A 24,219-nucleotide genomic window follows, 5' to 3' on the forward strand; every position below is an offset into this window, starting at 1 on the left:
GCCGGCAACGAACGCCGTAGCGCCGCGTGGAGGATGGCCCGTTCCGTCGGCAATGAACTGTCCATGAATGACAGGAAAAGAACGCGCCGCCGGACGATTCATTCATTTCTCAGTCGCCGACACTGCCCGTCGCCAGACCCGGCCGCAGCACGGTGAATCCGCCGCTGCGCGGCACGGGTGGTGGCCGAATCTGGAGGGGAACCCTTGCCATCCCAACCCGTCGGCGCGATCCGCCGAATCATTCCCGCTGTCTTCGTGCTGGTCCTCGTGGCGGCGTTCTTCGCCGTGGCCCGGCTGCCCAGCGCGTCGGCCGAGGAGCGTCAGACGCTGGCGTCGCGGTTCGGCTTCACCGAGCTGCCGATCGCGCTGCCGCCCGGCCTGCCGGAACGCAGCGTGCGGCCGGTGAACCCCGAGTACGAGCACATCCGCGCCTGGGTGTCCTCGGTCGGCGCCGCCGTCGCGGCGAACGACCTCGACGGCGACCTGATCGCCAACGATCTCTGCCTGGTCGACACCCGCAGCGACAGCATGATCGTCACGCCGTCGCCCGACGGGCCCGCCCGGTATGCGCCCTTCGTGCTGGACCCCGCGCCCCTGCCCACCCACAAGGCGATGGCGCCGATGGGCTGCGTGCCCGGCGACTTCAACGGCGACGGCCGCACCGACCTGCTCGGCTACTACTGGGGTCGGACGCCGGTGCTGTTCCTGCACCGCGCCTCCGCCACGGGGCCGCTGACCAAGGCGACCTTCCACCCCACCGAGCTGGTCGGTCAGCCGTCCTCCTCCAGCGGCGAGTACCAGGGCAAGCTCTGGAACACCAACGCGGTCGCGGTCGCGGACTTCGACGGTGACGGCCGGCCGGACATCGGCGTCTTCAACTACTTCCCCGACAGTCAGGTGCTCGACCCGGCCGGGCAGCCCAACGTCGAGATGAACCACTCGCTGTCCCGGGCGCAGAACGCCGGCGGGGCGCACGTGCTGCGCTGGACCGCCGCCACCAGCGGCGACAACCCGAGCGCCACGTACGTCGAGCAGTCCGCGATCCCGCCGGAGTACGCCACCGGCTGGACCCTCGGCGCCGGCTCCGCCGACATCGACGGCGACTTGCTGCCCGAGCTGTACCTGGCCAACGACTTCGGTCGGGACCGCTTCTTCCACAACGTCTCCACGCCGGGCCAGATCCGCTTCGCGATGGCGGAGGGCCGCCGCGGCGCGCTGACCCCGAAGTCCATGGTGGTCGGGCACGACTCGTTCAAGGGCATGTCGATCGAGTTCGGTGACCTCGGCGGTACCGGCAAGTTCGACATGTTCGTCAGCAACATCACCACCTCCTGGGGCCTGGAGGAGAGCAACTTCGTCTGGCGCAACAACTCGTCGAGCCTGGCCGACGCCCGCAAGCGGTTGAGCGAGGGCAAGGCCGTCTTCGACAACAAGGCCGCCGAGCTCAACATGGCCTGGGTCGGCTGGGGCTGGGACGCCAAGATGGCGGACTTCGACAACAGCGGCGAGATGTCGGTGGTCCAGACCGCCGGGTTCGTCAAGGGCGAGATCAACCGTTGGTCCTGGTTGCAGGAGCTGGCCATGAGCAACGACCTCATGCTCCGCAACCCCGGCATGTGGCCCAAGGCCGAGCCGGGCGACGACATCGCCGGCTCCGAGCCGTTCGCGTTCTGGGTCCGGGAGAAGAACGGGCGCTACGCGAACATCAGCGCCGAGCTCGGCATGACCGACAGCACCCCGAGCCGCGGCGTGGCCGTCGCGGACACCAACGGCGACGGGGGCCAGGACTTCGCCGTGGCCCGGCAGTGGGGCGCCCCGTCGTACTACCGCAACGACAAGCCCGGCAGCGACAACTTCCTGGGCCTGCGCCTGTGCCGGCCCGGCGAGGACGGCCGGGGCTCGCCCGCGTACGGCGCCCAGGTCCGGGTGAAGACGGCGGACGGCCGTATCCGCGTCGCGCAGCTCGACGGTGGCAGCGGCCACTCGGGCAAGCGCAGCTTCGACGTCTTCTTCGGCCTCGGCGACGCCGGCGACAAGCCGGTCTCGGCGGAGATCGCCTGGCGCGACCTCAACGGTGGCGTGCACAAGCAGACCCTCGACCTCGCCGCGGGCTGGCACACGATCATGCTCACGGACAAAGCCCAGGAGATGCCCAAATGACCGACGTCCGAGACAGCGCCCGTACCGGCAGTGACGTGCGGGGGGTGGGGGGCACCGCGGTCGCCGACGCTCCGCTCGGCCCGGCGCCGGCCGTCACGTTCGACCGCAACGCGTCGGTGGCGGCCACGCCCGGGGCGCCCCCGCGGGTCGACCGGCGGGACCCCCGCTACCTGGCCCTGCGCAACTTCGCCATCTCCATGAGCGTCTTCAACATCCTCGGGTACACGGTGCTCGGCTTCGAGCAGCCCTGGACCTGGCCGCTGCTCGCCCTGGCGGTCGGTTACGCCACCGAGATCGCGGTCGAGCTGGTCACCGCCCGGGCCAACAAGCGCCCGCCCGCCTTCCTCGGCAACGGCGCCTGGGGGATGTACACGTTCCTGCTGCCCACCCACATCACCGCGCTCGCCGCGAACATGTTGCTCTACGCCAACGACAACTTCTGGCCCATCGCCTTCGCGGTGGTCGTCGCCATCGGCCAGAAGGCGATCTTCCTGGCGCCGATCAAGGGCCGCATGCGGCACTTCATGAACCCGTCGAACTTCGGCATCACGGTGACCCTGGTGGCCTTCTCCTGGGTCAACATCGCCCCGCCGTACCACTTCACCGAGGACGTGCCGGACATGATCCGGATCCTCGTGCCACTGGTCATCCTGACGGCCGGCACCGTGCTCAACGGGGTGCTCACCAAGAAGATCCCGCTGATCGTGGGCTGGGTCGGCGGCTTCGTGATCCAGGCGCTGGTGCGGCACTTCATCTGGGACGTCGCGCTCTGGGCGGCCCTGCTGCCGATCACCGGTGTCGCGTTCGTGCTGTTCACCAACTACATGATCACCGACCCCGGTACGACGCCCACCTCGGGTCGGGCCCAGTTCATGTTCGGCGCGAGCGTCGCCGGCGTGTACGGCGTGCTGATCGCCTTCAACGTCGTCTACACGCTCTTCTTCGCCGTGACGATCGTCTGTCTCGCCCGGGGCCTGCTCTGGTGGGGCATCTGGCTGCGCGACCGCTCCCGGCGTGAGAGTGCGCCGCAGGTGCGGCCCGCCGTCACCTGACGACCGTCGGTCCGTCGCCGGCGCGACCCCGGGAGGGTCCGCCGGCGACGGACCTCGTCCCGACCGACCCACATGTCAGAGAGGAGAGCGAGGCGATGAGCGTGCACCACAGCCCGCAGGCCCCATTGCGAGGTGTGCCGCCGGAATCCGTACCCCGGCCGGTGGCCCGCCCCGGGCGGACGGCGGTGATCAGCGCCGCGGCGGGCGTGCTGCTCGCCGTGCTCTGGTCGTTCGAGCTGGTGGACTCGGTGATCGGCGACACCGTCGCCGACACCCTGCTGGGCCACGACGCGAAGGGCACCGCCATCACCGGCACCGCGGCGGGGCTGCTGTTCGCCTTCGTGTCCGGCTTCGCCGGGACCTTCACCGCCTGCAACATCGCGATGGCGGCCTCCGTCGGCCCGATGAGCCAGGCCGGCGCGGCCGGGCACCGCTACGGCGTACGGTCGCTGCTGCGTCCCGTCGCCTGGCTGACGGTCGGCATGCTGGCGGTGTCGGCGACCTACGGCGCGCTCGGGGTGCTGCTCGGCGAACGGCTGCCGCAGCTGTCCACCGACACCGTGGGCGGGATGCCCGTACGCCTGATCCAGTCGTCGGTGGTCTTCGGCCTGATCGGCCTCGCGCTGACCTACCTGGGGCTGGCGGCCCTGGGCCTGCTGCCGGACGTCTTCGCGCGCCGGCCGGTGGCGCGGGTGGTCGTCATGGGCGCCCTGGTCGGGGGGTTCCTGGTCGGTCGGCCGTACCCGCTGTTCAACAAGCTGTTCCACTGGGCCGTCGACACCGGCAACCCGGCGTACGGCGCGCTCGCCTTCGCCCTCCAGTCGCTGGGCAACGTGCTGATCGTCGCGGTGCTCTTCGCGGTCCTCATCCTGGCCAGCCGGGGCCGCTTCCTCGCCTGGATGGCGTCGCCGCGCCGCGCCGCGACGGTGACCGGCGCGCTGCTGGTCGCACTGGGCGTCTTCACCGTCGTCTACTGGGACCTGCGCGTGCCGGCGATCTTCGGGGTGGGGTGGTTCCCGACGATGCCCTACAACTGACCGTCGCGGTGGCGGGCCCGGCCACGCGTCCGGGCCCGCCACCGGGTCAGCCCCTCGTGATCACCTCGTCCGTGGCCAGGTGCGAGGTGCGCTCCCGGATCAGCGTGCGCAGCCGCTGCGCGTCGGTGGCGAGGCTCTGGGCGTCGTGCCCGTCGATGGTCGAGACCACTCCGGCCAGGTCGTCCAGCGCCGTGAGCGCCGTCGCGTCGGCGTAGATCTCGCGGTACAACTCGCGGTATGCCTCCTCGTAGCCGGCCTTGAAGGCGGCGCTGGCGAGAAAGCGCTCCTTGAGCCGGTGGCCCCCGCCGGGCCCGCCGCCGGCCCGATCCCCGTCGCCCTGCCCAGGCATGCGGTCCTGCGCCCGCGCGCCCTCCGGTGCCTGCCCGGCCTGCGGGGTCTGGCCGGCTTCCGGCGCCTGGCCGGCCTGTGCGGGCTGGCCGCCGGGTGGCCGGAACTGCCCACCCGGGAAACCGCCGCCCATCGGGCCCGTGTCGTGCGGCCCCTGGTCGGCACTGCCGCTGAAGGTCAGGTTGTAGTCCCAGCCGACAACCGTGAACTTCCTCGTCGCCAGGTCGTACCACAGGTAGTAGTTGCGCCCTGGGCCCGCCATGTCGTCGAAGTTGAGCAGGAGGTTCTGCGCCGCGACGTAGCGCGCGAAGGACTCGACGTCGACGTGGCCGGCCAGGTGCGCGTCGAACTCGGCGTCACTGCTGTCCGCGACCCACCGCACCAGGTCGATGACGGGCTGGAGATCCTGGTCGCCCTTGCCGGTGACCTGGCTGAAGTCGTCCTGGTACTCCGTGGGGTCGTCGCCCTGGTAGGTGAAGCTCCCGGTGGCCAGGGACTTGTAGAGCACGCCGTCGCCGTCGAGCCCGTCGGCGAAGGTGCCGTCCGGGTGCTCCACCACGAGCCGGGCCGTGGCCGGCCGGTCGTTGACGACGAACCGCGAGTACGCGTAGCCCTGGGACGCCTCCCCGGCCCCGGCGAGCACGCGCAGGGACACGGCCTCGTTGAGTACCGTCGACCCGCCGCCCATGCCGCCGACGCGCAGGGCGATCTCCCGGTGCCCCTGGTAGCGGCGGCCCTCGACGAACTCGTCGAACCGGATGAGCCAGGGCAGCGTCTCGGGCTCCTCGGTCCGGAGCCCGGTACGCGCGACGCCCCCGCCGGGTCGGGCCGGGCCGGCCGCCGGGGCGTCGCCCTGCCGCACCCCACCCGGGCGTGCGGCACCGGGCCCGCCCCCTGCCGGGTCGCCCTGCCCGCCGGGTCGTCCGCCGGCCCTGCCGATGCTCTCCCCGTCGCGGGTCAGCCCGGCCAGCGTCGAGTTGCCCTTGAGTCGTACCCCCACGCTCGGGATCGTGGTGCCGTCGATCGTCAGGTCGGCCTCCAGGTACTCCTTCTCGCCCTCCTTGGCGAAGGTGTCGACCATCCGTTCGTAGTCCGCGTCGCGGAACGTCAGGGCGATGCTGTGCGCGACCGTCGGATCGAACAGCTCCCGGGTGCCGGCGAGGTTCTGGGTCACGTCGTCGCCGGACCGGCCGCCGCCGCTGGTGACGTACGGCTGCACGCGTACCGTGCTGAACCCCACCAGCAGGACGGCGAGGAACGCGAGGCAGCCCGCCAGAAGCCGCCAGTAATGCCGGACGCGGACCGGGACCCGGCGTAGGAGGCGGCGACCCGGGCCGACGGGGGGTGCCGACATCACAGGTCCGTCTGGTCGTAGCCGGTCAGTACCGTCACCCGCTGGCCGGACGTGCGGGCGCTGAGCGCCGAGATGAGCTGGCCCGGCTCGTGGCCCTTGCGCAGCCGCACGGTGTACATCATCTCCGTGAGCGCGCCGCCGCGGATCGTCTCCATACTGACCAGCTCGAACTCGCTGGTGTGCTGGATCAGCACGTCCTGGATGGACGCGGTGTGGTCGCCGTCCGGCGGCACCTGCACCTTGACCACCTGCCGCTGCACCGAGGAGGCGAACCAGTTGAAGCGGTACATCACCAGGATGACCATGCCGATCGCGACGGCGGCGACGACGGCGAGGGTGTAGAAGCGGGTGCCGCAGGCCATGCCGACACCCATCACGAGGAAGATGAAGCCGACGTCGCGGGTCTCCTTGATGGCGTTGCGGAACCGCACCACGGACAACGCGCCGACCAGCGCGAAGGCCCGGGCGATGTTCGATCCGACCACCAACATGATCAGCGAGATGAGCATGCCGAGGACGACCAACGTCTGCACGTAGGACTGGCTGTAGGACACGTTGCGGTGGGTGAACCGGTAGACCCAGCCGATCGCGGCGCTGAGCAGGAAGGACAGCGACAGGGCGAGCGCGATGTCCGCGACGCTGAACGTGCCGGACAGGTCCTGGAAGGTGAAGTCCATGGTGGTCTCATGCCTCGCTGGGGACGGTGGTGGGGGACAGGTCGGCGGCGGGGTCGCCGTCGACGACGTGGAAGACGGAGCGGGGGGCGCGGCCGAATGCCTCGACGCTCTGGCAGTACTTGGACATCCGGACGACCGACATGTTCGACCGCGCGGCCAGGTCGGTGAGCCAGTACGGCACCCGCTCGTTGGCCTTGATCTCCAGCACCGAGAGCTTCGCCGGCACGATCAGCCGGTTCTGGGCGTCGGCACCCAGGTGGAAGTCGCGGTCGCGGCCCCGGACGCGGTGGTCGATGGTGATCCGCAGGCCCGCGTCGGCGTCCCGTCCGACGAACGCCTCGCGCTGGTAGCCGGTCATCGCGACCGGACGCAGGTCCAGCCCCGAGACCAGTTCGAGGACTTCCTCGACGAAGGCGCGCTGGGACTCGTCGTGGTCGACCGGCACGCGGCGGTCGCACAGCTCGCGGGCGAGCCGGTACGGCAGGGCGATGCGGCGTTTCTGGGTGACCCGGTTGACCCGCTGCTTGATCTCGACGTACACGGTGGTGTCGTCGGTGATGGTGGAGCGGTCGCCGTAGTGCCGGATCCGCAGCTTGCGACGGAACCGGAGACCCTCGATCTTCTCCCAGTAGAAGCGCAGCTCGGAGGTGTCGTAGTAGACGCTCCACACGCCGTAGCCGGCGATGCCAGCGTGGCTGTCGAGCTCCATCCGGCGGGCGAACTCGTCGCGCAGGGCCCGCGCGGTGCCGCTGTCGACGAGGTACTTGATCTCGTACCGGTTGAAGGCGTGCAGCCTGCTCGGCGCCCGCAGGGCGTGCCCGGCCCGGTCGGTGTCGCCGGCCGTGGCCGGCGGGACCGGGCGGCTGCCCGGATCCGGCGGCTCGTCGACGCCGGAGGGGGCGGGCCGGGCACGGAACGGAAGGCGCATGACGGGACCGATCTCTGAGGTGGACGGGGTCAGGCGCCAGCCAAACCCGCCGACCTGTGAGCGGCGTGTGGATGCCTTGTGAATCCCGGGTGGACGCCGGGTGTCCCGTACGGAGACGGCAGCGCCCGCCGGTCCGGGCAGGACCGGCGGGCGCCGTCGGATCGGTTACCGGACGCCGTCGGGCACCGGCCCCGGGCTGGCCGTGGGGCCGTCGACGGTGGCCGTGGAACGGTCCCGACGTGCGGTCACCGCCATCCAGCCGGTCGTGATGAGCAGCAGGGCCGCGATGTAGGTGGTCATCACGGCCAGGCCGTGGCCGGGGATCCGGGAGCCGGCGGCGCCCATCCCGATCAACAGGTCGGAAATCAGGAAAAGCCCTCCGCCCAGGGCCACCCGCCGGGAGACGCCGGCCGCGGCGGCGGCCATCAGGCTGAGCGCGAGGCTGTAGCCGAGCACCGGCAGCCGCAGTGGGCCGAGGGAGTTCCACAGCACCAGGTTGGCGGCCACCCAGCAGGCGAGATAGGCGGCGACCGCGACGACCGGCGGCCGCCGGTGGCGCAGGAAGGCGGTCAGGAAGGCCACCTGGGTGCCGAGGAAGCAGCCCATGCCGACGAGGAACGCCGTGTCGCCGGAGACCAGCAGCGCGATGTCGCCGCCGGTCGCGAAGACCAGGCCGACGGCCACGGGGTCGACGCGCCGGCGTACCCGCAGCAGGTGGACCAGCAGCACCGGCGCGAGCAGGGGCTTGGCCAGCCACTGAAGGAGGGTCGAGTCGGTCGCCACGCCGATCAGCTCGACGGCGGCCACCACGCCGAACAGCCAGAGGAGACTCATCGGGCCACCGCCGGGTGCGCGTGCGCGGCGGGCTGCCAGCCCGGTCGGCCGAGGACGTAGCCGAGGCGGTGCCGCCAGGACGAGGCGGCCCGGGCGTCGGCCCAGATCGCCCGGTACTCGTGCGTGGCCACCCGCAGCGGGTTGTACGTGTCGATGTTCTTGGTCAGGCCGTAGCGGACGGTGGCCCGCTCGGGCTCGAAGGTGCCGAACAGCCGGTCCCACACGATCAGGATGCCGCCGTAGTTGCGGTCCAGGTACTCGGCGTTGGCGCCGTGGTGCACCCGGTGGTGCGAAGGCGTGTTGAAGATCCACTCGATGGGCCTGGGCAGCCGGTCGACCCGCTCGGTATGCAGGAAGAACTGGTAGAGCAGGCTGACCGACTGCTGAAGGAAGATCATCCACGGCGGGATGCCGAGCAGCGCCAGGCCCAGCCAGAACGGTACGGACGTCATCGGGGTCCAGCTCTGCCGCAGGGCCGTGGAGAGGTTGAAGAAGACGCTGGAGTGGTGCACCACGTGCCCGGCCCAGAGCAGCCGTACCTCGTGGTGGGACCGGTGGAACCAGTAGTAGGCGAGGTCGTCGGCGAAGAAGAGCAGGACCCACGTCCAGACGCTGGTGGGGGAGAGTTGGATCGGCGTGACGGTGTACGCGGCGGCGTAGAGGCCGATCGTCGCCAGCTTCCACGGCACGCCGATGACCTGGCTGCCGGCGCCCATGGTCAGGCTGGTGGCGGTGTCGCGCAGCTCGTACCCGCGTTCGCCGTCGTCGGGGGCGAACCGGTAGGAGAGCGCCTCGACGACGATGAGGAGCAGGAACGCCGGTACGGCGTAGAGCACGGCGGGGATCATGCCCGGGCTTCCCTTCTCGGTGCTGCGGCGGGGGTGGTGAGGGGGGCGGTCAGCAGGGCCCGCGCCTCGCGGGCGGCGTCGGCGGCCCGGCCGGTGACGATGGCGTCGGCGAGCCGGCGGTGGCCCGCGACGTCGAGGAGTTCCGCGGCGCGCCGCTGCGGCGGCACCTCGCCGACGGCGAGCGCGCCGGCCACCAGGCTGTTGAAGGCCAGCAGGTAGGCGGTGTTGCCGGAGCCGGCGACGATGTGCCGCCAGAGCACGATGGTGGCCTCGCCCATCCCGGTGAGGTCCGGCGCCAGGCCCGCGTACTCCTCGACGGCCCGCAGGATCGCCGCCCGCGCGGCCGGGTCGCCGCGCTCGGCGCAGAGCCGGGCCGCGTCGACGCCGATGCAGGCCCGCATCTCGAGCATGTCGCGGACCAGGGTGTCCACCGGCAGGGTGTCGTGGAAGCGGGTGAGGGACAGGGCGAGGTCGAGCCCGGCGTGCACCCGCCAGTCCAGCACCCGGGTGGCGTCGCCCTGGCTGACCCGCACCAGGCCGAGCTGCTGAAGGCGGCGCAGGGCCTCCCGCACGGCGTGCCGGTTGACCCCGAAGGTGGCGGCCAGCTCCCGCTCGCCGGGCAGCGCCTCGTCGGGGCGGTAGACGCCGCTGACGATCGCGTCGCGGATCTGGCCGAAGACGTGGTCGGAGACCGAGGAGCGGGGGACGGGAGCGAACGCCATGCCGAGCAGTGTGGCCTGGCACACATCAACCCGTCAACTGGTTGGACCAGTCGGTGCCGCCGGCCGGCAGCAGGCTCAGTCGTCGATCGTGACGCTGGCGATCCAGGACGGGGGCTGCGGCGCGGACGGGCCGGATTGGAACCGGCGTCTTTCTCCTTGAGGGGGAGACGCGACGACCTCTGCGCTACCACCCGCCGCGGGACGGTGTAGGGCACCTCACGCGCCCGAGCTTGCTATGCAACTCGTTGCATAGCAAGATGGCGGGCATGGCGCTGGAACACGCGATCCTGGTCTCCCTGCTCGAACGGCCGGGCTCCGGCTACGAGCTGGCCCGGCGCTTCGAACGCTCCATCGGCCGCTTCTGGACCGCCACCCACCAGCAGATCTACCGGGTGCTCAAGCGGATGGAGGCCGACGGCTGGGTCACCGCCGAGGAGATCGGCCAGGAGGGCCGCCCGGACAAGCGGTCCTTCTCGGTGGCGCCGGCCGGCCGGTCCGCGCTGGTGGGCTGGCTGCGCGCACCCGTGCAACCCGAGGCGGTCCGGCACGAACTGGCCGTCAAGATCCGCGGAGCCGCCTTCGACGACGCCGCCGGTCGCGCCGCGCTCGTCGCCGAGGTCGAGCGCTACCGCGCCACCCACGAGGAGACGCTCGCCCGCTACCTCGCCGGCGAGCGGCGCGACTTCCCCGACCCCGCCGCACCCGACGCCGCCGCGGCGCTCCAGCACGTCGTGCTGCGCGGCGGCATCGCGTACGAGCGGATGGTGCTCGCCTGGCTCGACGACGTGCTGGCCACCCTGCGCACCCTCGACCACTGACCCACCCCACCGAAGGGAGTCCCGCCGTGGCGGACTCGCTCCTGCTCGACCCGCACACCTATGACCCCGCCCACCTCGACGACACCTCCCGCCGGCTGCTGCGGGCCACCGTCGACTGGTTCGAGGGCCGGGGCAAGAAGGCGCTGCTCGACTCCTACAACCGGCACGAGTGGTACGCCGACTTCGTGGACTTCGCCGCGAGGGAGGGGCTGTTCGCCGCCTTCTGCACGCCCGCCGCCGACGGGGGAAGGGACCCGGCGAAGCGCTGGGACACCGCGCGCAACGCGGCGCTGAGCGAGATCCTGGGCTTCTACGGCCTCGGCTACTGGTACACCTGGCAGGTCACCGTGCTCGGCCTCGGCCCGGTCTGGCAGAGCGACAACGCCGCCGCGCGCGCCCGCGCCGCCGCGCTGCTGGACGACGGGCACGTGATGGCGTTCGGCCTCTCCGAGCGCGCCCACGGCGCGGACATCTACTCCACCGACATGCTGCTCACCCCCGACGGCGACGGCGGGTTCCGCGCGAGCGGCGCCAAGTACTACATCGGCAACGGCAACGTCGCCGGGCTGGTCTCGGTCTTCGGCCGCCGCGCCGACGTCGAGGGGCCCGACGGCTACGTCTTCTTCGCCGCCGACAGCCGGCATCGGGCCTACCACCTGGTCCGCAACGTGGTGAACGCGCAGATGTACGTCAGCGAGTTCCGGCTGGCGGACTACCCGGTGCGCCCCGAGGACGTGCTGCACACCGGGCGGGCCGCGTTCGACGCCGCGCTCAACACCGTCAACGTGGGCAAGTTCAACCTCTGCACCGCCTCGATCGGCATCTGCGAGCACGCCATGTACGAGGCCGTGACCCACGCCCACAACCGGGTGCTCTACGGCCGGCGGGTCACCGACTTCCCGCACGTGCGCCGCGAGCTGACCGACGCGTACGCCCGCCTGGTCGCGATGAAGCTGTTCAGCGACCGCGCCGTCGACTACTTCCGCTCGGCGGGCCCGGACGACCGCCGCTACCTGCTGTTCAACCCGATGACCAAGATGAAGGTCACCACCGAGGGGGAGCGGGTCGTCGACCTGCTCTGGGACGTCATCGCCGCCAAGGGCTTCGAGGCGGACACCTACTTCGACAAGGCGGCCCGGGACATCCGCGGGTTGCCCAAGCTCGAGGGGACGGTGCACGTCAACCTCACGCTGATCATGAAGTTCATGGCCAACTACCTGTTCCACCCGGCCGAGCACCCGCCGGTGCCGAGGCGGCACGACGCCGCCGACGACGAGTTCCTGTTCCGGCAGGGCCCCGCCCGGGGCCTCGGCGCGATCCGGTTCCACGACTGGCGCGCCGCCTACGACACCCACGCCGAGGTGCCCAACGTCGCCCGCTTCCGCGAGCAGGCCGACGGCTTCTGCACGCTGCTGGCCACCCACGCCCCGAGCGAGGAGCAGCAGGCCGACCTCGACTTCCTGCTCGCCCTCGGCCAGCTCTTCGCGTTGATCGTCTACGGGCACCTGATCCTGGAGCAGGCCGAACTGACCGTCCTGGACCGCGACGTGCTCGACGAGATCTTCGACGTCCTGGTGCGCGACTTCTCCGCGTACGCCACGGAGCTGCACGGCCGGGCGGCGACCACCGGGGAGCAGGCCGCCTGGGCGTTGGCGCACATCCGCCGGCCGGTGGCGGACCCGCAGCGCACGGCGCGGATGTGGGCGCGGGTGGCGGGGCTCAGCGGCGCGTACGAAATGCGCCCCTGACCGGCGCGGGCCGTGCCGGCCGTCGCCCGCCGGGCGCGGGGACGGCCGGCCGGCGGCCGGGTCAGCCGGCGGTCACCACCTGGTTCGCCGGCTGCGGTGCCGGCGCGCCGGCCGGGTTCCGCTCGGCGTCGCCCGGTGCGCTGGCCGCCGCGTCGTCGGTCCCGCCCGGCGTCGCGGCGTCGGCGGCGCCCTCCGCTGCCGGGGGCACCGGGAGGGCGCGCCTCGGCCGGGCCGCCACCTGCGGGTACTCGGCGGTCTCCGCGCCGCCCGTGGCGGCCGCCATGACCGCCGCGGCGGCCAGGTCGGCCACCCGCTTCGCCTCCCGCTTGACCCGGGCGCGCACCTCCTTGGCGTGCTGCTCGGCGGAGTCCGCGGCCCGGCGCGCCTCGTCGAGGCGGCGCAGCTCGTCGGTCAGCTCCTGCCGGGTCTCGTCGAGGCGCTGCCGCAGCTCGGCGAACTCGTGCTCGATGCTCGCGCTCTCCTGCCGCGCCTGGGCCAACTGCTGCTGGGCGGTGTCCAGCTCGGACTGCATCCGGGCCAGCGCCTCCCGTCGGTCCCGGATGCCCTGCTGCGTCGCGGCGAGCTGCTGCTGGTGGGTCGCGGCCTGCTCGTCCACGTGCTGGCGTACCTTGGCCGCGTACTGCTGGGCCTCCGCGATCAGCGTCGCGATCTCCTGCTCGGCCGCGGTGCGCTGGGCGCCGAGCTCCCGCTCGGCGGACGCGAGCTGCTCGGCGATCTCCTGCTCGGCGGCGGCGCGCCGCTCGTTGATCTCCCGCTCCACGCCGGCCTGCCACTGGCCCAGCTCCTGCTGGGTCTTGGCGCGGGCGGCCTGCACCTCCTGCTGGATCTGGGTACGGGCCGAGGCGAGGAACGCCTCGGACTCGGCGCGGGCCTGCTCGACCTGCTGGGCGGTCTGCTCGTCGATCCGCTTCGCCTCCTGCAACGCGTGGTCGTGGGCGGCCTCGCCGGCCGCCCGCAGCCGCTCCGCCGCCTCCCGGATCCTGGTGAGTTCGGCCTGGGCGTTGGCGCGGCGCTCCTCGTGTTCCCGGTCGTGCTCGTCGCGCCGCGCGGCCGCCTCCTCCGTCAGCTCCCGCAGCGTCGTGGCGGCCTGCTCGCGGGCCTCGGTCAGCACCCGCTCAGCCTCTGCCTCCCGTTCGGCGGCCCGCTGCCCGGCGGCGTCGGTGATGACCCCGGCCTGCTTCTCGGCCAGGGCCAGGATCTGGTCGACCATCGGGCCGAGGTCGCGGAAGGACGCCCGGTCGGGCGGGGCCGGCCGGTCCCGCAGCTCGGTCGTCTCCGCCCGCAGCCGCTGCACCTCGACGGTCAACTCGCGCAGCTGAACCGAGGCCCGGTCCCGCTCGGCGGCCAGCGCCGACCGTTCGCCGTCGACCTGTTCGACGTAGCGGTCCACCTGTCGCTTGTCGTAGCCGCGCAGCGCGAGGTCGAAGCTCGGCCGTGGGACCGCGTCCTCGCGTGCCGCGAACGGGTCGTCGCCGTGGGACATGCATCCTCCTCCGTACGATCGCGGGCGCCGCGCCCGCGGGAGTCCGCGCCACGGGCCGTGCCGTGGCGCCACGCTACCGTCGCGGCCGTGCGCGCCCGCGAAAAGGGTGACCCCACGCGACGGCCCCGCGGAACCGGTGGTCCGCGGGGCCGCCGACGCCCTGGTACGGGCTATCGCCAGGTGATGTCCGACGCCGAGTAGAGGCAGTTGGTGCCGTCGGCGCCCTCGCCGATCTCGCTCGGCTCGCTGCCCTTCGGCACGCCCTTGTACTTCACGCAGATACGGGTCGTGCGGTTCGGATCGTTGAGGATGGTGATCCGGCTGAACCGGGCGGTGTCGCCCCAGTTCGTGTTGATGCCGGCCAGCATCTTCGTCGACGTCGCGGTCACGTTGTCCATCACCACGTGCCGCTGGTACGAGGTCGAACAGTTGCCGCAGGCCCGGTAGAGCTTGCCGGAGGCCTCCACCCGGAAGTTGCGGATGTGGACCGTGCCCGAGCCGTTGTGCTGGAACACCTTGTCGCTGGCGGAGCGGGCACCGCCACCGTCCACCGTGTACGTGCTGCCGCCGCGGAAGGTCGCGGCGTCCTCGCCGACGTCCTCCCACCAGACGTTGACCAGCGTGCAGTTGCCCTCGCAGTGCACGCCGTCGCCGGCCGGGGCGCCGATGATCACGTTGCGGAGGGTGGCGCCGGGGGCGAGCACGAACATCGGGTCCTGGCTCTCGCCCTGCCCACCGTCGCCGATGCCGTAGTAGCGCTTGAGCCCGCCGTCGAGGCTCACCGGGACGTCGATGGTGGCGTCGACCTTCACGTTGGCCGTCGGCGTGGGCCAGTTCGCCGGCGGGTTCGTCGGCGGCGGCGTGGTGGGCGGGGGCGTCGTGGGTGGCGGCGTGCCCGGCGGCGCGGTGGTCGGCGGCGTGGTCGGGGTGGACCCGCCGGAGGTGTCGACCGCGACGTCGTCGAAGCTGCCGCTGGCGTACGAGGTGACCAGCCCGATCCGGCCGGCGGAGGCCAGGCCGCTGGTGCCGGAGCCGACCTGCGTGCCGTCGACGAAGCCCCGGACGGTGCTGCCGGCGGTCTCGATGCGCAGCGTGTACCAGCTGCCGGCGGCGGCCCCCACGGAGGCCGAGCCGAGCGAGGTGACCTGGCTGCCGTTGACCGCCTGCAACTCGGCCCGGCCGGAGCCGAGCAGGGCCAGCCGGTACATCCTGGTGCTGCTGGCCGAGCGGGCGGCCAGGGCCACCAGGCCGCTCGACGAGCCGAACGACAGCGGCTTGACCCGCGCCTGGACCTGGTAGTCGGTCCAGCTCGTCTGGCCGGCGAACTGCCGGGCCAGCTCGCTGTCCGCGCTGGACTGCCGGAACACGCCGGAGCCGTCGCCGGCCACCGACCAGGTGCCGCCGGACTTCGACCAGCCGCCGGCGTCGCCGTCGTTGAAGTCGTCCGAGAAGACGGTGGCGGCGGAGGCCGAGGAGCCCAGACCTGCGGCCAGCACGACGGCGGTCGCCCCGGCGGTGAAGGCCGCAGCCACGGCCCGTCGATGGGTGCGTCTCAGATGCACGATGTTCTTCTCCTTGCCGGGGGTTGGTGTGGCGGTCCGCGGTCCGTGGCCCGAGGAATTGCAGCCCCGACGACCTACCGGGGCAGCCGGTCGGCGCCGGCCAGCGCCGCCACGACCACCGGCACCGCGGGTGCCGGCAGCACGGGGCCGCGTCGAAGGGTCGGCGTCCAGCCGGCGTCCGGGGCCAGGTCCGGTTCGTGCGTCGCGTTGTACGCGCCCACCAGGTGGACCGGGCGGGCCCGGTCGCCGGCGGCGCGGACCCAGTTGCCCCGGGTGGTGACGGCGGTGCCGCCCCAGTCGTACAGCAGCTCGTCGGCCGCGACGCCGGCGCCGAGGCTGAAGAAGTTGTTCTCGGCGACCACGGCCGACTGCACCCCGACGCCGATCGCGTACGCGAACCCGTCGCCGCCCAGCCGGTAGTGGTTGTTCCACACGTCGACCTGGCCGAAGCGCACCCGGGGCAGCCGCTGGAGCACCCCGTCGAAGAGGTTGTGGTGCAGGCTGACCTTCAGCCGCCCGACGTCCGGGCCGACGGTGTTGGACGAGCCGATCAGCATGACCTTGTCCCGCCCGACGAACCGGTTGTACGAGACGGTCACCAGGCTCGCGGTGTGCGTGACGTCCAGCGACCCGTCGTGCACCTGGTACGGCCGGCCGAAGTGCACGGGCTGGCCGCTGTCCGGGTTGTCGCCGTCGGTGAAGGTGTTGTGGTCGATCCAGACGTGCTCGCTGCGGCGCACCGAGATCTGGTCGTACTGCGAGTTCCAGTTGCCGGCCTCGCCGTCGGTCGGCGACCAGGCGGGGAAGCAGTCCCGGGCGTCGTCGAAGGTCAGGTTCCGCACGATCGTGTTGTGCGCCCCGTCGAGCATCAGCGTCAGGCCGGTCAACCGGGCGCCGCCCAGGCCGACGATGGTGGTGTTCGGGCCGACGTTGATCTGGGTCTGCCGGGTCTGGTTGGTCACCGAGCGCACCCGCGCCGCCTCCAGCGGTCCGCTCGGCGCCACCCGCCCCCAGACCGCCGGGTCGTACGCCGCGAGGTACGCCGGCAGCGAGTACTCCGGATCGGCGAGGTCCGCGCAGTCGAGCGTGCTCCCGTCGGGCCCCTCGAAGCCGTCGACCTCACCCCGGACGTAGATGATCTTCGGGGTGGCGTTGCCCCGGTTGGTGGCGTTGTCACCGCCGAGGGCCGCGACCAGCTCGGCGCGGCTGGCGACCACGTGCACCTGCTCCGGCGTCGCCGCCGAGCCGCCGGTGGTGCCGGTCCCCTCGGCCGCCCAGCCGTCCCCGGCCGGCAGCGCCTGCCGACCCAGGTGCCGGGCGGCCCAGGAGAGCCCGCCGGTCGTGGCGGCCGCGCCGTCCGGAGCCGGAGCGGCCGCGCCGTCCGGGGCCGCCGCCGCGCTCCCGGACGTCGCCGCGAGCGCCACGGCGATCGTCGCCGCGCCCAGTGTCTGCTTCCACATCTATCGGACCACCTGTTCATCGCCTGTTCGATATGGGGCAACGGTAGGTTTGACGATTTATGCGAGTCAATGAGCAACATGTGCAGAAGTGTTGCAGTTGATCCGATCGGCCGGCATCATCCCGACCACCGTGGGTCGGGATGACCCCGCTATATCCGATATGGACCCGCGTCAGGCAGGCGGTTCAGTTGCAGTGCGTTGCGGTCCCTCCTGCCCGGTCAGGTCCCTGCGGTGCGGCGCCACCGCCCACGGCACCGCCAGCTCCGACAGCAGCGCCCCCTCCTCGGCCGCCCGGCGCAGCAGCCGGTTGATCCCGCGTACGGTCAGCACCCGCTGCGGGCCGTCGCCCGTGGCGCTGACCAGCTCGCCGCCGAGCGGGGTCGGTTCCGGTGCGGTGGTGACCGCCTCCAGCACCGTGGTGAACGGGGCGGTCCGCGCCAGCGGCGCGATCAACGGCACGCCCGGATCGGCGCGGTGGTCGAGGAGGTTCTCCAACAGCCCGCGCCGGCCGGGCACCTCGCGTGGCCCGGCGTCGCCGGGCAGCAGCAACCGGTCGGTCGGGTACTCCAGCACCGCCCGGCCGGCGGTGCCGGTCACGATCACCTCGCCGGCGACGAAGTCCTCGCCGGCCAGGGTCACCGCCGCGACGATCGGCGGTCCCGAGCGGGACGACACCCGCAGGGTCGCGGTGTCGTCCACCTCGATCGGCCGGACCCGGTAGCGCTCCACCTCGATCCGCGTCGGTCGCACCGGGGCGTCCCCGGCGGCCTCGGCGACCGCGAGGCACTGCATGACCGCGTGCGCCAGCGGGTTGGCCAGGGCGCCGTCCAGCACCGGCCGGCCGTGCAGCGTCCGCCGCCCGGCCCACGGCGCCCGCGCGTAGTAGGCGTCGGGGCGTTGCCAGGCCGCCACCGTCGCGATGCCGTTGACGGTGCCGAGCCGCCCGGCCCGCACCGCGTCGACCAGCTCCGTCAGCGCCGCCGAACCGAGCGCCTGGAAGCCCACCTGGCACGCCCGGCCCGTCGCGGCGAGGGCGGCGGCCAGCTCCCGGTGCTCGGCGGCGGAGAGCACCGGAGGCTTCTCCAGCAGCAGGTCGGCGCCCGCGGCGAGCACGTCCAGCGCGATCGGCAGGTGGGTGTGCGGCGGCGTGCAGACCACCACCACGTCCGGCCGGGCCGCGCGCAGCATCTCCCGATGGTCGGTGTGGACCGCCGTGCCGTCCGGCACCGGCGCCGCCGGGTCGTCCTCGATCGGGCGTACGTCGACCAGGGCGACCAGCCGCAGCCGCCCGGCGGCGTGCAGGGGCGCGACGACCCGCCGGTGCCAACGCCCGTGCCCGTTGGCCCCGACGACGGCGACCCGGGGCACCGCGCCGGCCGGGGGCGACCCGGCCCGTCCCGGCGCGGCGGCCGTCACCGGGCACCCGCCAGCGTCGCGGCCACCCCGTGCCGCTCCAGGGTGGCCAGCCACCCCGCCACCTCGGCGCGTACGTCCTCGTCGGCGGCCACCTCGGCGGGGAAGACCTCGCGCAGCCCGAACACCGCGTCGACCGCCCCGGCCGGGGTACGCGGGGCGGCGGCGAGCGCCGCGCGGATCTCGTCGGCCAGCGGATCGGCCAGCGGCAGGAGATGGCCGTCGTCGGCGTGGCCCTGGACGAAGCGCAGCCAGGCGGCCACCACCAGCGTCGCCCAGTGCGCCGACCGCCCGCCGGCCCGCAGGTCGGCGATCGTGTGCAGCACCCGCTGCGGCAGCTTCTGCGAGCCGTCCATCGCCACCTGGAGGGTGCGGTGGCGGATCGCCGGGTTGGCGAACCGCGTCAGCACCTCCTCACCGTACGCGACGACCGAGACCCCCTCGGGCGGGTCGAAGCTCGCCGCCACGTCCTCGGCGACCAGGTGCCGCAGCACCGTCGTCAGGTGGGGCAGGGCCAGCGCGTCGGCGATGGTCTCCCGGCCCGCCAGCGCCCCCAGGTAGGCGGCGGCCGAGTGCACGCCGTTGAGGGCGCGCAGCTTCAGCCGCTCCCAGGGCCCCGCGTCCATGGTGAGCACCGCGCCGGCCCGCTCCCAGGCCGGCCGGCCGCCCGGGAAGTCGTCCTCGATCACCCACTGCCGGTACGGCTCGGCCACCACCGCCGCCAGGTCGGTCACCCCCAGCGCCCGCTCGGCGTCGGCGAAGGTCTGCGCCGTGCTGGCCGGCACGATCCGGTCGACCATCGTGCCGGGGAAGCTGACGCACTCGCGTACCCAGTCGGCCAGTGGCTCCGGCACCCCCGCGTACGCCACCGACTGCTCGACCAGGCCGCGCAGCCGGCGGCCGTTGGCGGGCAGGTTGTCGCAGCTGACCAGGGCCAGCGGCGGTCCCTGCGCGGCGGCGCGGGCGAGCAGCCCGCGCAGCAGTAGGCCCGGCACGGTGACCGGCGCCCGGTCGGTGCGCAGGTCGGTCGCGACCTCCGCGTCCGGGCGCAGCCGCCCGGTCACCGGGTCGAGCTGGTACGCCTTCTCCGTCACGGTGAGGGTGACCACCCGGATAGCCGGGTCGGCCAGCAGCGCCACCACGGCGGCCGGGTCGCCCGCAGCGTGCCGTGTGCCCGCCAGCGCGCCGACCACCCGGGTGTGGCAGCCCTCGCCGCTGCTGGTGGTGACGCTGAACAGGTTGTCCTGCGCGGCCAGCGTCGTCACCACGTCGGGATTGCGCGGCGCCACGCCGACGATGCCCCAGTCGCCCCCGGCCCGCGCCATCGCCTCCTCGGTGTAGACGGCCTGGTGGGCGCGGTGGAACGCGCCCAGCCCGAGGTGGACGATCCCGGCGAGCGCGCTGCCCGGGCGCAGCAGCGGGCGGCTGTCGGTCGGCACCCGGCGCAGCGTGCCGAGACCGAGCCGGGCGGCGCCGGCGGTCACCGCCACACCGGCCCGTCCGGGAAGCGGAACTCGGCGATCGACTCCGGCTTCATGGTGGAGCTGTAGCCGGGGGCCGTCGGCAGCAGGTAGCGCCCCCCGCGGGTGCGCACCGGGTCGACGAAGTGCTCGTGCAGGTGGTCGACGTACTCGACCATCCGGCCGTCGAGGCTGGTGCCGACCCGCAGGTAGTCGAAGACCGCCAGGTGCTGCACGTACTCGCACAGGCCCACGCCGCCGGAGTGCGGGCAGATCGGCACCCCGAACTTCGCCGCCATCAGGATCTCGGCGAGGACCTCGTTGACGCCGCCGACCCGGCAGGCGTCGATCTGCATCACGCCGATCGCCTCGGCCTGGAGCAGCTGCTTGAAGATGACCCGGTTGGCGGCCACCTCGCCGGTGGCGACCCGGCACCGGCCGTCGGTCAGCCCGGTCACCGCGCGCGCGATCCGGGCGTGCCCGAGGATGTCGTCGGCGTGCGTCGGCTCCTCGATCCAGTACGGGTCCACCTCGGCCAGCGCGGCCATGTTGGTGATCGCCTCGTCGACGTCCCACACCTGGTTGGCGTCCATCATCAGCAGCGCGTCCGGCCCGATCTCCTCCCGGATGATCCGCGCCCGGCGCAGGTCGTCGGCGGGCGGACCGCCGACCTTCATCTTCATGGCCCGCCACCCCTCGGCGTACGCCTGCCGGGTCAGCGCCCGGACCTTGTCGTCGGGGTAGCCCAGCCACCCCACCGACGTGGTGTACGACGGGAAGCCGTCGCGCTCCAGCCCGGCGCGGCGCTCGTCCAGCCCGACGAGCCCTTTGTCGAGGATGGCCGCCGCCTCGTCCGGGGTGATGGCGTCGGTGATGTGGTGGAAGTCGACGCTGGCCACCAGCTCCTCGGTGGGCAGCTCGGCGAGCAGCTGCCACATCGGCTTGCCGGCCAGCTTGGCCCGCAGGTCCCAGACCGCGTTGACCAGCGCGCCGGTGGCCATGTGGATGACCCCCTTCTCCGGGCCCAGCCAGCGCAGCTGCACGTCGGCGCTGAGCGAGCGCCAGAACGCCACGGGGTCGGCGAAGATCTCCTCGACGGTACGGCCGGTCACGTGGTGGGCGAGGGCCCGGATCGCCGCGCAGGTCAGCTCGTTGCCGCGACCGTTGGTGAAGGTGAACCCGGCCCCGGTGACGCCGGCGTCGGTGCGCAGCTCGACGTAGCTGGCCGAGTAGTCGCCCCGGTTGATCGCGTCCGATCCGTCGCCGGCGGCGGCGGTCGGGAACCGCACGTCGTGCACGTCGACGGCGGTGACGGTGACACTCACAGGACATCTTCTCCGATCTTGAAGACCTTCTTCGGCAGCCGGTACGCCAGGTCGACGATGGTCTCGGCGGCCTCGTCCTCGCCCAGGCGGTGCTCGGTGACCAGCCGGGCCAGGTAGGCGGCGTCGACCCGGCGGGCCACGTCGTGGCGTACCGGGATGGAGCAGAACGCGCGGGTGTCGTCGACGAACCCGGCGGTGTTGTAGAAGCCCGCGGACTCGGTGACGGACTCGCGGAAGCGGCGCAGCACCTCCGGCGAGTCCAGGAACCACCACGGCGCACCCAGGTACAGGGCGGCGTACCCGCCCGCCAGCGGGGCGAGTTCCCGGCTGAAGGTGTACTCGTCGAGGGTGTAGAGCACCACCCGCAGCCGCGGGTCGTTGCCGTACGCGTCCAGCAGCGGGGTCAGCGCGTGCAGGTACTCGGTGGCCTGCGGCAGGTCGCCGCCGACGTCGCGGCCGTGGCGGGCGTACAGCCAGCGGTTGTGGTTGCGCACCGCGCCGGGGTGCAACTGCATGACGAGCCCGTCGTCCAGCGACATCCGGGCGAACTCCAGCAGCATGTGCGCCCGGAACGTCTCCGCGTCGGCCGCGTCGGCGAGCCCGCGCAGGCCCTTGTCGTACAGGCGCGCCGCCTCGTCCGCGCCCAGCGCCAGGGTGCGCGCCGTCGGGTGGCCGTGGTCGGTCGAGGTGGCGCCCGCCGCGATGAAGGCCTCCCGCCGTTGGCGCAGCGCCGCCAGGTAGCCGGCGTACGTGCCGGTGTCCTCGCCGGTGATCTCGCCGAGCCGGGCGACGTTGCCGGCCCAGCCGTCGAACTCCATGTCGGCCACGTTGTCCGGCCGGAACGTGGTGATCACCCGTCCGCCCGGCCCGCCCCAGCCGTCGGCGGCGAGCTTGGCGTGCTGGCCGAGGTCGTCCAGGGGCGACTCGGTGGTGGCGAGCACCTCGATGCCGAACCGCTCGAACAGGGCCCGGGGCCGGAACTCCGGCTCGGCGAGGCGGGCCGCGAGCTCGTCGTAGACGGCGTCGGCGGTGGCCGGCGAGAGCGGAGTGCGCACCCCGAACACGTCGGTGAAAGTCTGCTCCAGCCACAGCCGGGAGGGGGTGCCCCGGAACAGGTGCCAGTGCGCGGCGAAGCGCCGCCAGATGGTGCGCCCGTCGGGCTCCGTGGGGCTGCCGTCGACGGTGGGCACGCCCAGCTCCGCCGGGGGGACGCCCTGGCTGAGCAGCATCCGGGTGAGGTAGTGGTCGGGCACGATGAGCAGCCGCGCCGGGTCGGGGAACGGGCGGTCCTCGGCCAGGATCGCCGGGTCGACGTGTCCGTGCGGGGAGATGATCGGCTGGGGCGCGGCGAGCGCGTACAGCCGGCGGGCCACCGCGCGCTGCGCGGGGTCGGCGGGGAAGAGCAGGTCGGTCGTGGGCACGGATGGGGCTCCTCGGAAGGTGTGCGCGGCTCAGGGGAGGTCGAGCAGGTCGGCGACCCGGACCGGGGCGCCGGTGGTGAAGGACCGGTTCGCGGCCAGCCCGGTGAGCAGGGCGAGGGCGCCGTCGCGGGCGGTGGCGGCCCGCCCCATCGGGTCCGCTTCGCCGCCGATCAGCACCCGCGCCATCCGGGCGTCGGCGCCGCCGTGCCCGGAGCGGGTGTGCCCCACCACGGGTACGACCCGTGGCGGCGCCCAGAACGGCCGCAGGGTCAGCGTGGCGGAGCCGGCCTCGGCGGCGGCCTCGTCGCCGTGCAGCGCCGCGCCCTTGAGCGCCCCGGCGGACGCCGGGCTGACGTGGTCGCTCTCCACGACCTCCAACTCGAGGCGGCCCCGGCTGCCGTTGACCATCACCCGGTAGCCCTCGTAGGGGGCGTACGCGGTGAGGTGGTAGGTCATCGTCGCCCCGGTGGAGTAGCGCGCCATCACCGCCATGTCGTCCTCGATGTCCACGCCCGGGGCGAAGACGTTGCGGTCGCGCCGGTAACCGTCCTCGGCCTCGGCGTCGAGGTAGAGCTCGCGCAGCTTCGGGTGCGCGTCGAGGCGCAGCGCGAACGGGTCGTCGGCGGCGGCGGGGGAGCCGTGCGCCCGGTCGTAGTCGCGCGCGTAGCCGTGCCGGCGGCCGGCCTCGCCGTAGAAGAACAGCCGGCCGGACGCGTAGACCTCGACGGGGGTGGCGTCCAGCCACCAGTTCACCAGGTCGAAGTGGTGGCCGGCCTTGTGCACCATCAGCCCGCCGGAGTGCGCCTTGTCGCGGTGCCAGCGGCGGAAGTAGTCGGCGCCGTGCCGCACGTCGAGCAGCCACTCGAAGTGCACCGAGCCCACCTCGCCGACGGCGCCCTCGGCCAGCAGCTCGCGCAGCCTCTCGTGCAACGGGTTGTAGCGGTAGTTGAACGCGACCCGCACCTGCCGGCCGGTGTCGGCGACCGCGTCGAGGATCCGCCGGCAGCCGGCGGCGTCGACGGTCATCGGCTTCTCGGTGATGACGTCGCAGCCGGCGCGCAGCGCCGTGTCGATGTGCCCGGCGTGGGTGTCGTCCACGCTCGTCACCACCAGCACGTCGACGCGCTCCCTGCCGAGCATGGCGGCCAGGTCGTCGGCCCGGTACGTCGGCACCGGCGGGTGCCCCAGCTCGCCGAGCCACCGGTTGTGGGCGTCCATGCGGGCCTGGTTGACGTCGGCGAACGCGACGAGTTCGGCGGTGTCGGCGTGGTCGCGTACCAGCGCCCGGACGAACATCTCGGCGCGCGAGCCGGTGCCGACGAGGGCGTGGCGGACCCGCTGACCGGTGCTGGACGACATGGCGACCGCCTCCCGTGTTGCTGCAAAGGTTTGCAGCGAAATAACCACGAGCCGCCTGGCGACGTCAACGATCGATGCCAAACCAGCGGCATAGATCCGATTTGATACGCATTTGAGCGCATGGTGGGAGCGTGGCCGAAACGGATCCGTAACCATCGGCCGTTGACACCGGCACAACCGTTTGCATTA

Annotated in this window: 19 protein-coding genes and 1 tRNA gene; 5 read left to right on the forward strand and 15 right to left on the reverse strand. The window is 72.9% G+C overall.

The window, feature by feature from the left end; genetic code table 11:
* Positions 1 to 255 precede the first annotated feature (255 nt).
* The 3 genes from AC5L34_RS26195 (at position 256) to AC5L34_RS26205 (ending at position 4,249) form a co-directional block, all read left to right on the forward strand.
* Positions 256 to 2,160, forward strand: a complete 1,905-nt coding sequence (locus AC5L34_RS26195; protein WP_441177791.1) for a CRTAC1 family protein — start codon at positions 256 to 258, stop codon at positions 2,158 to 2,160.
* Positions 2,157 to 3,212 (forward strand): enediyne biosynthesis protein, encoded by a 1,056-nt coding sequence (locus AC5L34_RS26200; RefSeq protein ID WP_441177764.1) that lies wholly within the window; start codon positions 2,157 to 2,159, stop codon positions 3,210 to 3,212. Before AC5L34_RS26195 ends, AC5L34_RS26200 begins: the two co-directional genes overlap by 4 nt.
* Positions 3,213 to 3,307: 95 nt before the next feature.
* Positions 3,308 to 4,249, forward strand: coding sequence for a hypothetical protein (locus AC5L34_RS26205; RefSeq protein ID WP_441177765.1), 942 nt, complete (start codon positions 3,308 to 3,310; stop codon positions 4,247 to 4,249).
* 46 nt (positions 4,250 to 4,295) lie between these two features.
* On the opposite strand, the gene AC5L34_RS26210 is transcribed toward AC5L34_RS26205, so the two are convergent.
* The 7 genes from AC5L34_RS26210 to AC5L34_RS26240 form a co-directional block, all read right to left on the reverse strand.
* Positions 4,296 to 5,951, reverse strand: a complete 1,656-nt coding sequence (locus tag AC5L34_RS26210; protein WP_441177766.1) for a CotH kinase family protein — start codon at positions 5,949 to 5,951, stop codon at positions 4,296 to 4,298.
* A complete protein-coding gene (locus AC5L34_RS26215) occupies positions 5,951 to 6,628 on the reverse strand; it encodes a DUF4956 domain-containing protein (protein WP_441177767.1) in 678 nt (225 codons plus the stop codon). The genes AC5L34_RS26210 and AC5L34_RS26215 overlap by 1 nt, the downstream gene beginning before the upstream one ends.
* A 7-nt stretch (positions 6,629 to 6,635) precedes the next feature.
* Positions 6,636 to 7,556: a polyphosphate polymerase domain-containing protein gene (locus tag AC5L34_RS26220; RefSeq protein ID WP_441177768.1), complete on the reverse strand. Its 921-nt coding sequence runs from the start codon at positions 7,554 to 7,556 to the stop codon at positions 6,636 to 6,638.
* 165 nt (positions 7,557 to 7,721) lie between these two features.
* Positions 7,722 to 8,390 (reverse strand): lysoplasmalogenase, encoded by a 669-nt coding sequence (locus AC5L34_RS26225; RefSeq protein WP_441177769.1) that lies wholly within the window; start codon positions 8,388 to 8,390, stop codon positions 7,722 to 7,724.
* Positions 8,387 to 9,238, reverse strand: coding sequence for a sterol desaturase family protein (locus AC5L34_RS26230; protein ID WP_441177770.1), 852 nt, complete (start codon positions 9,236 to 9,238; stop codon positions 8,387 to 8,389). The genes AC5L34_RS26225 and AC5L34_RS26230 overlap by 4 nt, the downstream gene beginning before the upstream one ends.
* Entirely contained in the window at positions 9,235 to 9,960 is a 726-nt protein-coding gene (locus AC5L34_RS26235) for a FadR/GntR family transcriptional regulator (protein WP_441177771.1), read from the reverse strand. Before AC5L34_RS26235 ends, AC5L34_RS26230 begins: the two co-directional genes overlap by 4 nt.
* Before the next feature lie 120 nt (positions 9,961 to 10,080).
* A tRNA-Glu gene (locus AC5L34_RS26240) sits at positions 10,081 to 10,155 on the reverse strand.
* A 71-nt stretch (positions 10,156 to 10,226) separates the two neighbouring features.
* Between AC5L34_RS26240 and AC5L34_RS26245 the strand changes: the two genes are divergently transcribed.
* Positions 10,227 to 10,778, forward strand: a complete 552-nt coding sequence (locus AC5L34_RS26245; protein WP_441177772.1) for a PadR family transcriptional regulator — start codon at positions 10,227 to 10,229, stop codon at positions 10,776 to 10,778.
* A 26-nt stretch (positions 10,779 to 10,804) separates the two neighbouring features.
* On the forward strand, positions 10,805 to 12,526 hold the full coding sequence (locus tag AC5L34_RS26250; protein WP_441177773.1) for an acyl-CoA dehydrogenase family protein: 1,722 nt from the start codon (positions 10,805 to 10,807) through the stop codon (positions 12,524 to 12,526).
* 61 nt (positions 12,527 to 12,587) lie between these two features.
* Here the strand turns inward: AC5L34_RS26250 and AC5L34_RS26255 are convergent, their stop codons facing one another.
* From AC5L34_RS26255 to AC5L34_RS26290, 8 genes are all read right to left on the reverse strand, one after another.
* Positions 12,588 to 14,030: a coiled-coil domain-containing protein gene (locus AC5L34_RS26255; RefSeq protein WP_441177774.1), complete on the reverse strand. Its 1,443-nt coding sequence runs from the start codon at positions 14,028 to 14,030 to the stop codon at positions 12,588 to 12,590.
* Positions 14,031 to 14,200: 170 nt separating this feature from the next.
* Positions 14,201 to 15,592, reverse strand: coding sequence for a pectate lyase (locus tag AC5L34_RS26260; RefSeq protein WP_494827406.1), 1,392 nt, complete (start codon positions 15,590 to 15,592; stop codon positions 14,201 to 14,203).
* Between the two features lie 74 nt (positions 15,593 to 15,666).
* Positions 15,667 to 17,052, reverse strand: a complete 1,386-nt coding sequence (locus AC5L34_RS26265) for a pectate lyase family protein (RefSeq protein WP_494827408.1) — start codon at positions 17,050 to 17,052, stop codon at positions 15,667 to 15,669.
* Positions 17,053 to 17,223: 171 nt separating this feature from the next.
* Positions 17,224 to 18,468, reverse strand: coding sequence for a Gfo/Idh/MocA family protein (locus AC5L34_RS26270; RefSeq protein ID WP_441177777.1), 1,245 nt, complete (start codon positions 18,466 to 18,468; stop codon positions 17,224 to 17,226).
* A complete protein-coding gene (locus AC5L34_RS26275) occupies positions 18,465 to 19,955 on the reverse strand; it encodes a mannitol dehydrogenase family protein (protein ID WP_494827410.1) in 1,491 nt (496 codons plus the stop codon). Before AC5L34_RS26275 ends, AC5L34_RS26270 begins: the two co-directional genes overlap by 4 nt.
* The gene (locus AC5L34_RS26280) at positions 19,946 to 21,250 is read right to left on the reverse strand and encodes an enolase C-terminal domain-like protein (RefSeq protein WP_441177780.1); all 1,305 of its coding nucleotides are present in this window, start codon (positions 21,248 to 21,250) and stop codon (positions 19,946 to 19,948) included. The genes AC5L34_RS26275 and AC5L34_RS26280 overlap by 10 nt, the downstream gene beginning before the upstream one ends.
* Positions 21,247 to 22,671, reverse strand: a complete 1,425-nt coding sequence (uxaC, locus tag AC5L34_RS26285; protein ID WP_494827412.1) for a glucuronate isomerase — start codon at positions 22,669 to 22,671, stop codon at positions 21,247 to 21,249. The genes AC5L34_RS26280 and uxaC overlap by 4 nt, the downstream gene beginning before the upstream one ends.
* Before the next feature lie 30 nt (positions 22,672 to 22,701).
* Positions 22,702 to 24,030 (reverse strand): Gfo/Idh/MocA family protein, encoded by a 1,329-nt coding sequence (locus tag AC5L34_RS26290; protein ID WP_494827414.1) that lies wholly within the window; start codon positions 24,028 to 24,030, stop codon positions 22,702 to 22,704.
* Between the last annotated feature and the right edge of the window lie 189 nt (positions 24,031 to 24,219).

Source organism: Micromonospora sp. ZG13 (assembly GCF_059359355.1).

Excerpts from the sequence above, each read along its gene's own strand:
- AC5L34_RS26200 (WP_441177764.1), top strand. The coding sequence starts at position 2,157 with ATGACCGACGTCCGAGACAGCGCCCGTACCGGCAGTGACGTGCGGGGG.
- AC5L34_RS26205 (WP_441177765.1), top strand. The coding sequence starts at position 3,308 with ATGAGCGTGCACCACAGCCCGCAGGCCCCATTGCGAGGTGTGCCGCCG.
- AC5L34_RS26210 (WP_441177766.1), bottom strand. The coding sequence starts at position 5,951 with ATGTCGGCACCCCCCGTCGGCCCGGGTCGCCGCCTCCTACGCCGGGTC.
- AC5L34_RS26215 (WP_441177767.1), bottom strand. The coding sequence starts at position 6,628 with ATGGACTTCACCTTCCAGGACCTGTCCGGCACGTTCAGCGTCGCGGAC.
- AC5L34_RS26220 (WP_441177768.1), bottom strand. The coding sequence starts at position 7,556 with ATGCGCCTTCCGTTCCGTGCCCGGCCCGCCCCCTCCGGCGTCGACGAG.
- AC5L34_RS26225 (WP_441177769.1), bottom strand. The coding sequence starts at position 8,390 with ATGAGTCTCCTCTGGCTGTTCGGCGTGGTGGCCGCCGTCGAGCTGATC.
- AC5L34_RS26230 (WP_441177770.1), bottom strand. The coding sequence starts at position 9,238 with ATGATCCCCGCCGTGCTCTACGCCGTACCGGCGTTCCTGCTCCTCATC.
- AC5L34_RS26235 (WP_441177771.1), bottom strand. The coding sequence starts at position 9,960 with ATGGCGTTCGCTCCCGTCCCCCGCTCCTCGGTCTCCGACCACGTCTTC.
- AC5L34_RS26245 (WP_441177772.1), top strand. The coding sequence starts at position 10,227 with ATGGCGCTGGAACACGCGATCCTGGTCTCCCTGCTCGAACGGCCGGGC.
- AC5L34_RS26255 (WP_441177774.1), bottom strand. The coding sequence starts at position 14,030 with ATGTCCCACGGCGACGACCCGTTCGCGGCACGCGAGGACGCGGTCCCA.
- AC5L34_RS26265 (WP_494827408.1), bottom strand. The coding sequence starts at position 17,052 with ATGTGGAAGCAGACACTGGGCGCGGCGACGATCGCCGTGGCGCTCGCG.
- AC5L34_RS26290 (WP_494827414.1), bottom strand. The coding sequence starts at position 24,030 with ATGTCGTCCAGCACCGGTCAGCGGGTCCGCCACGCCCTCGTCGGCACC.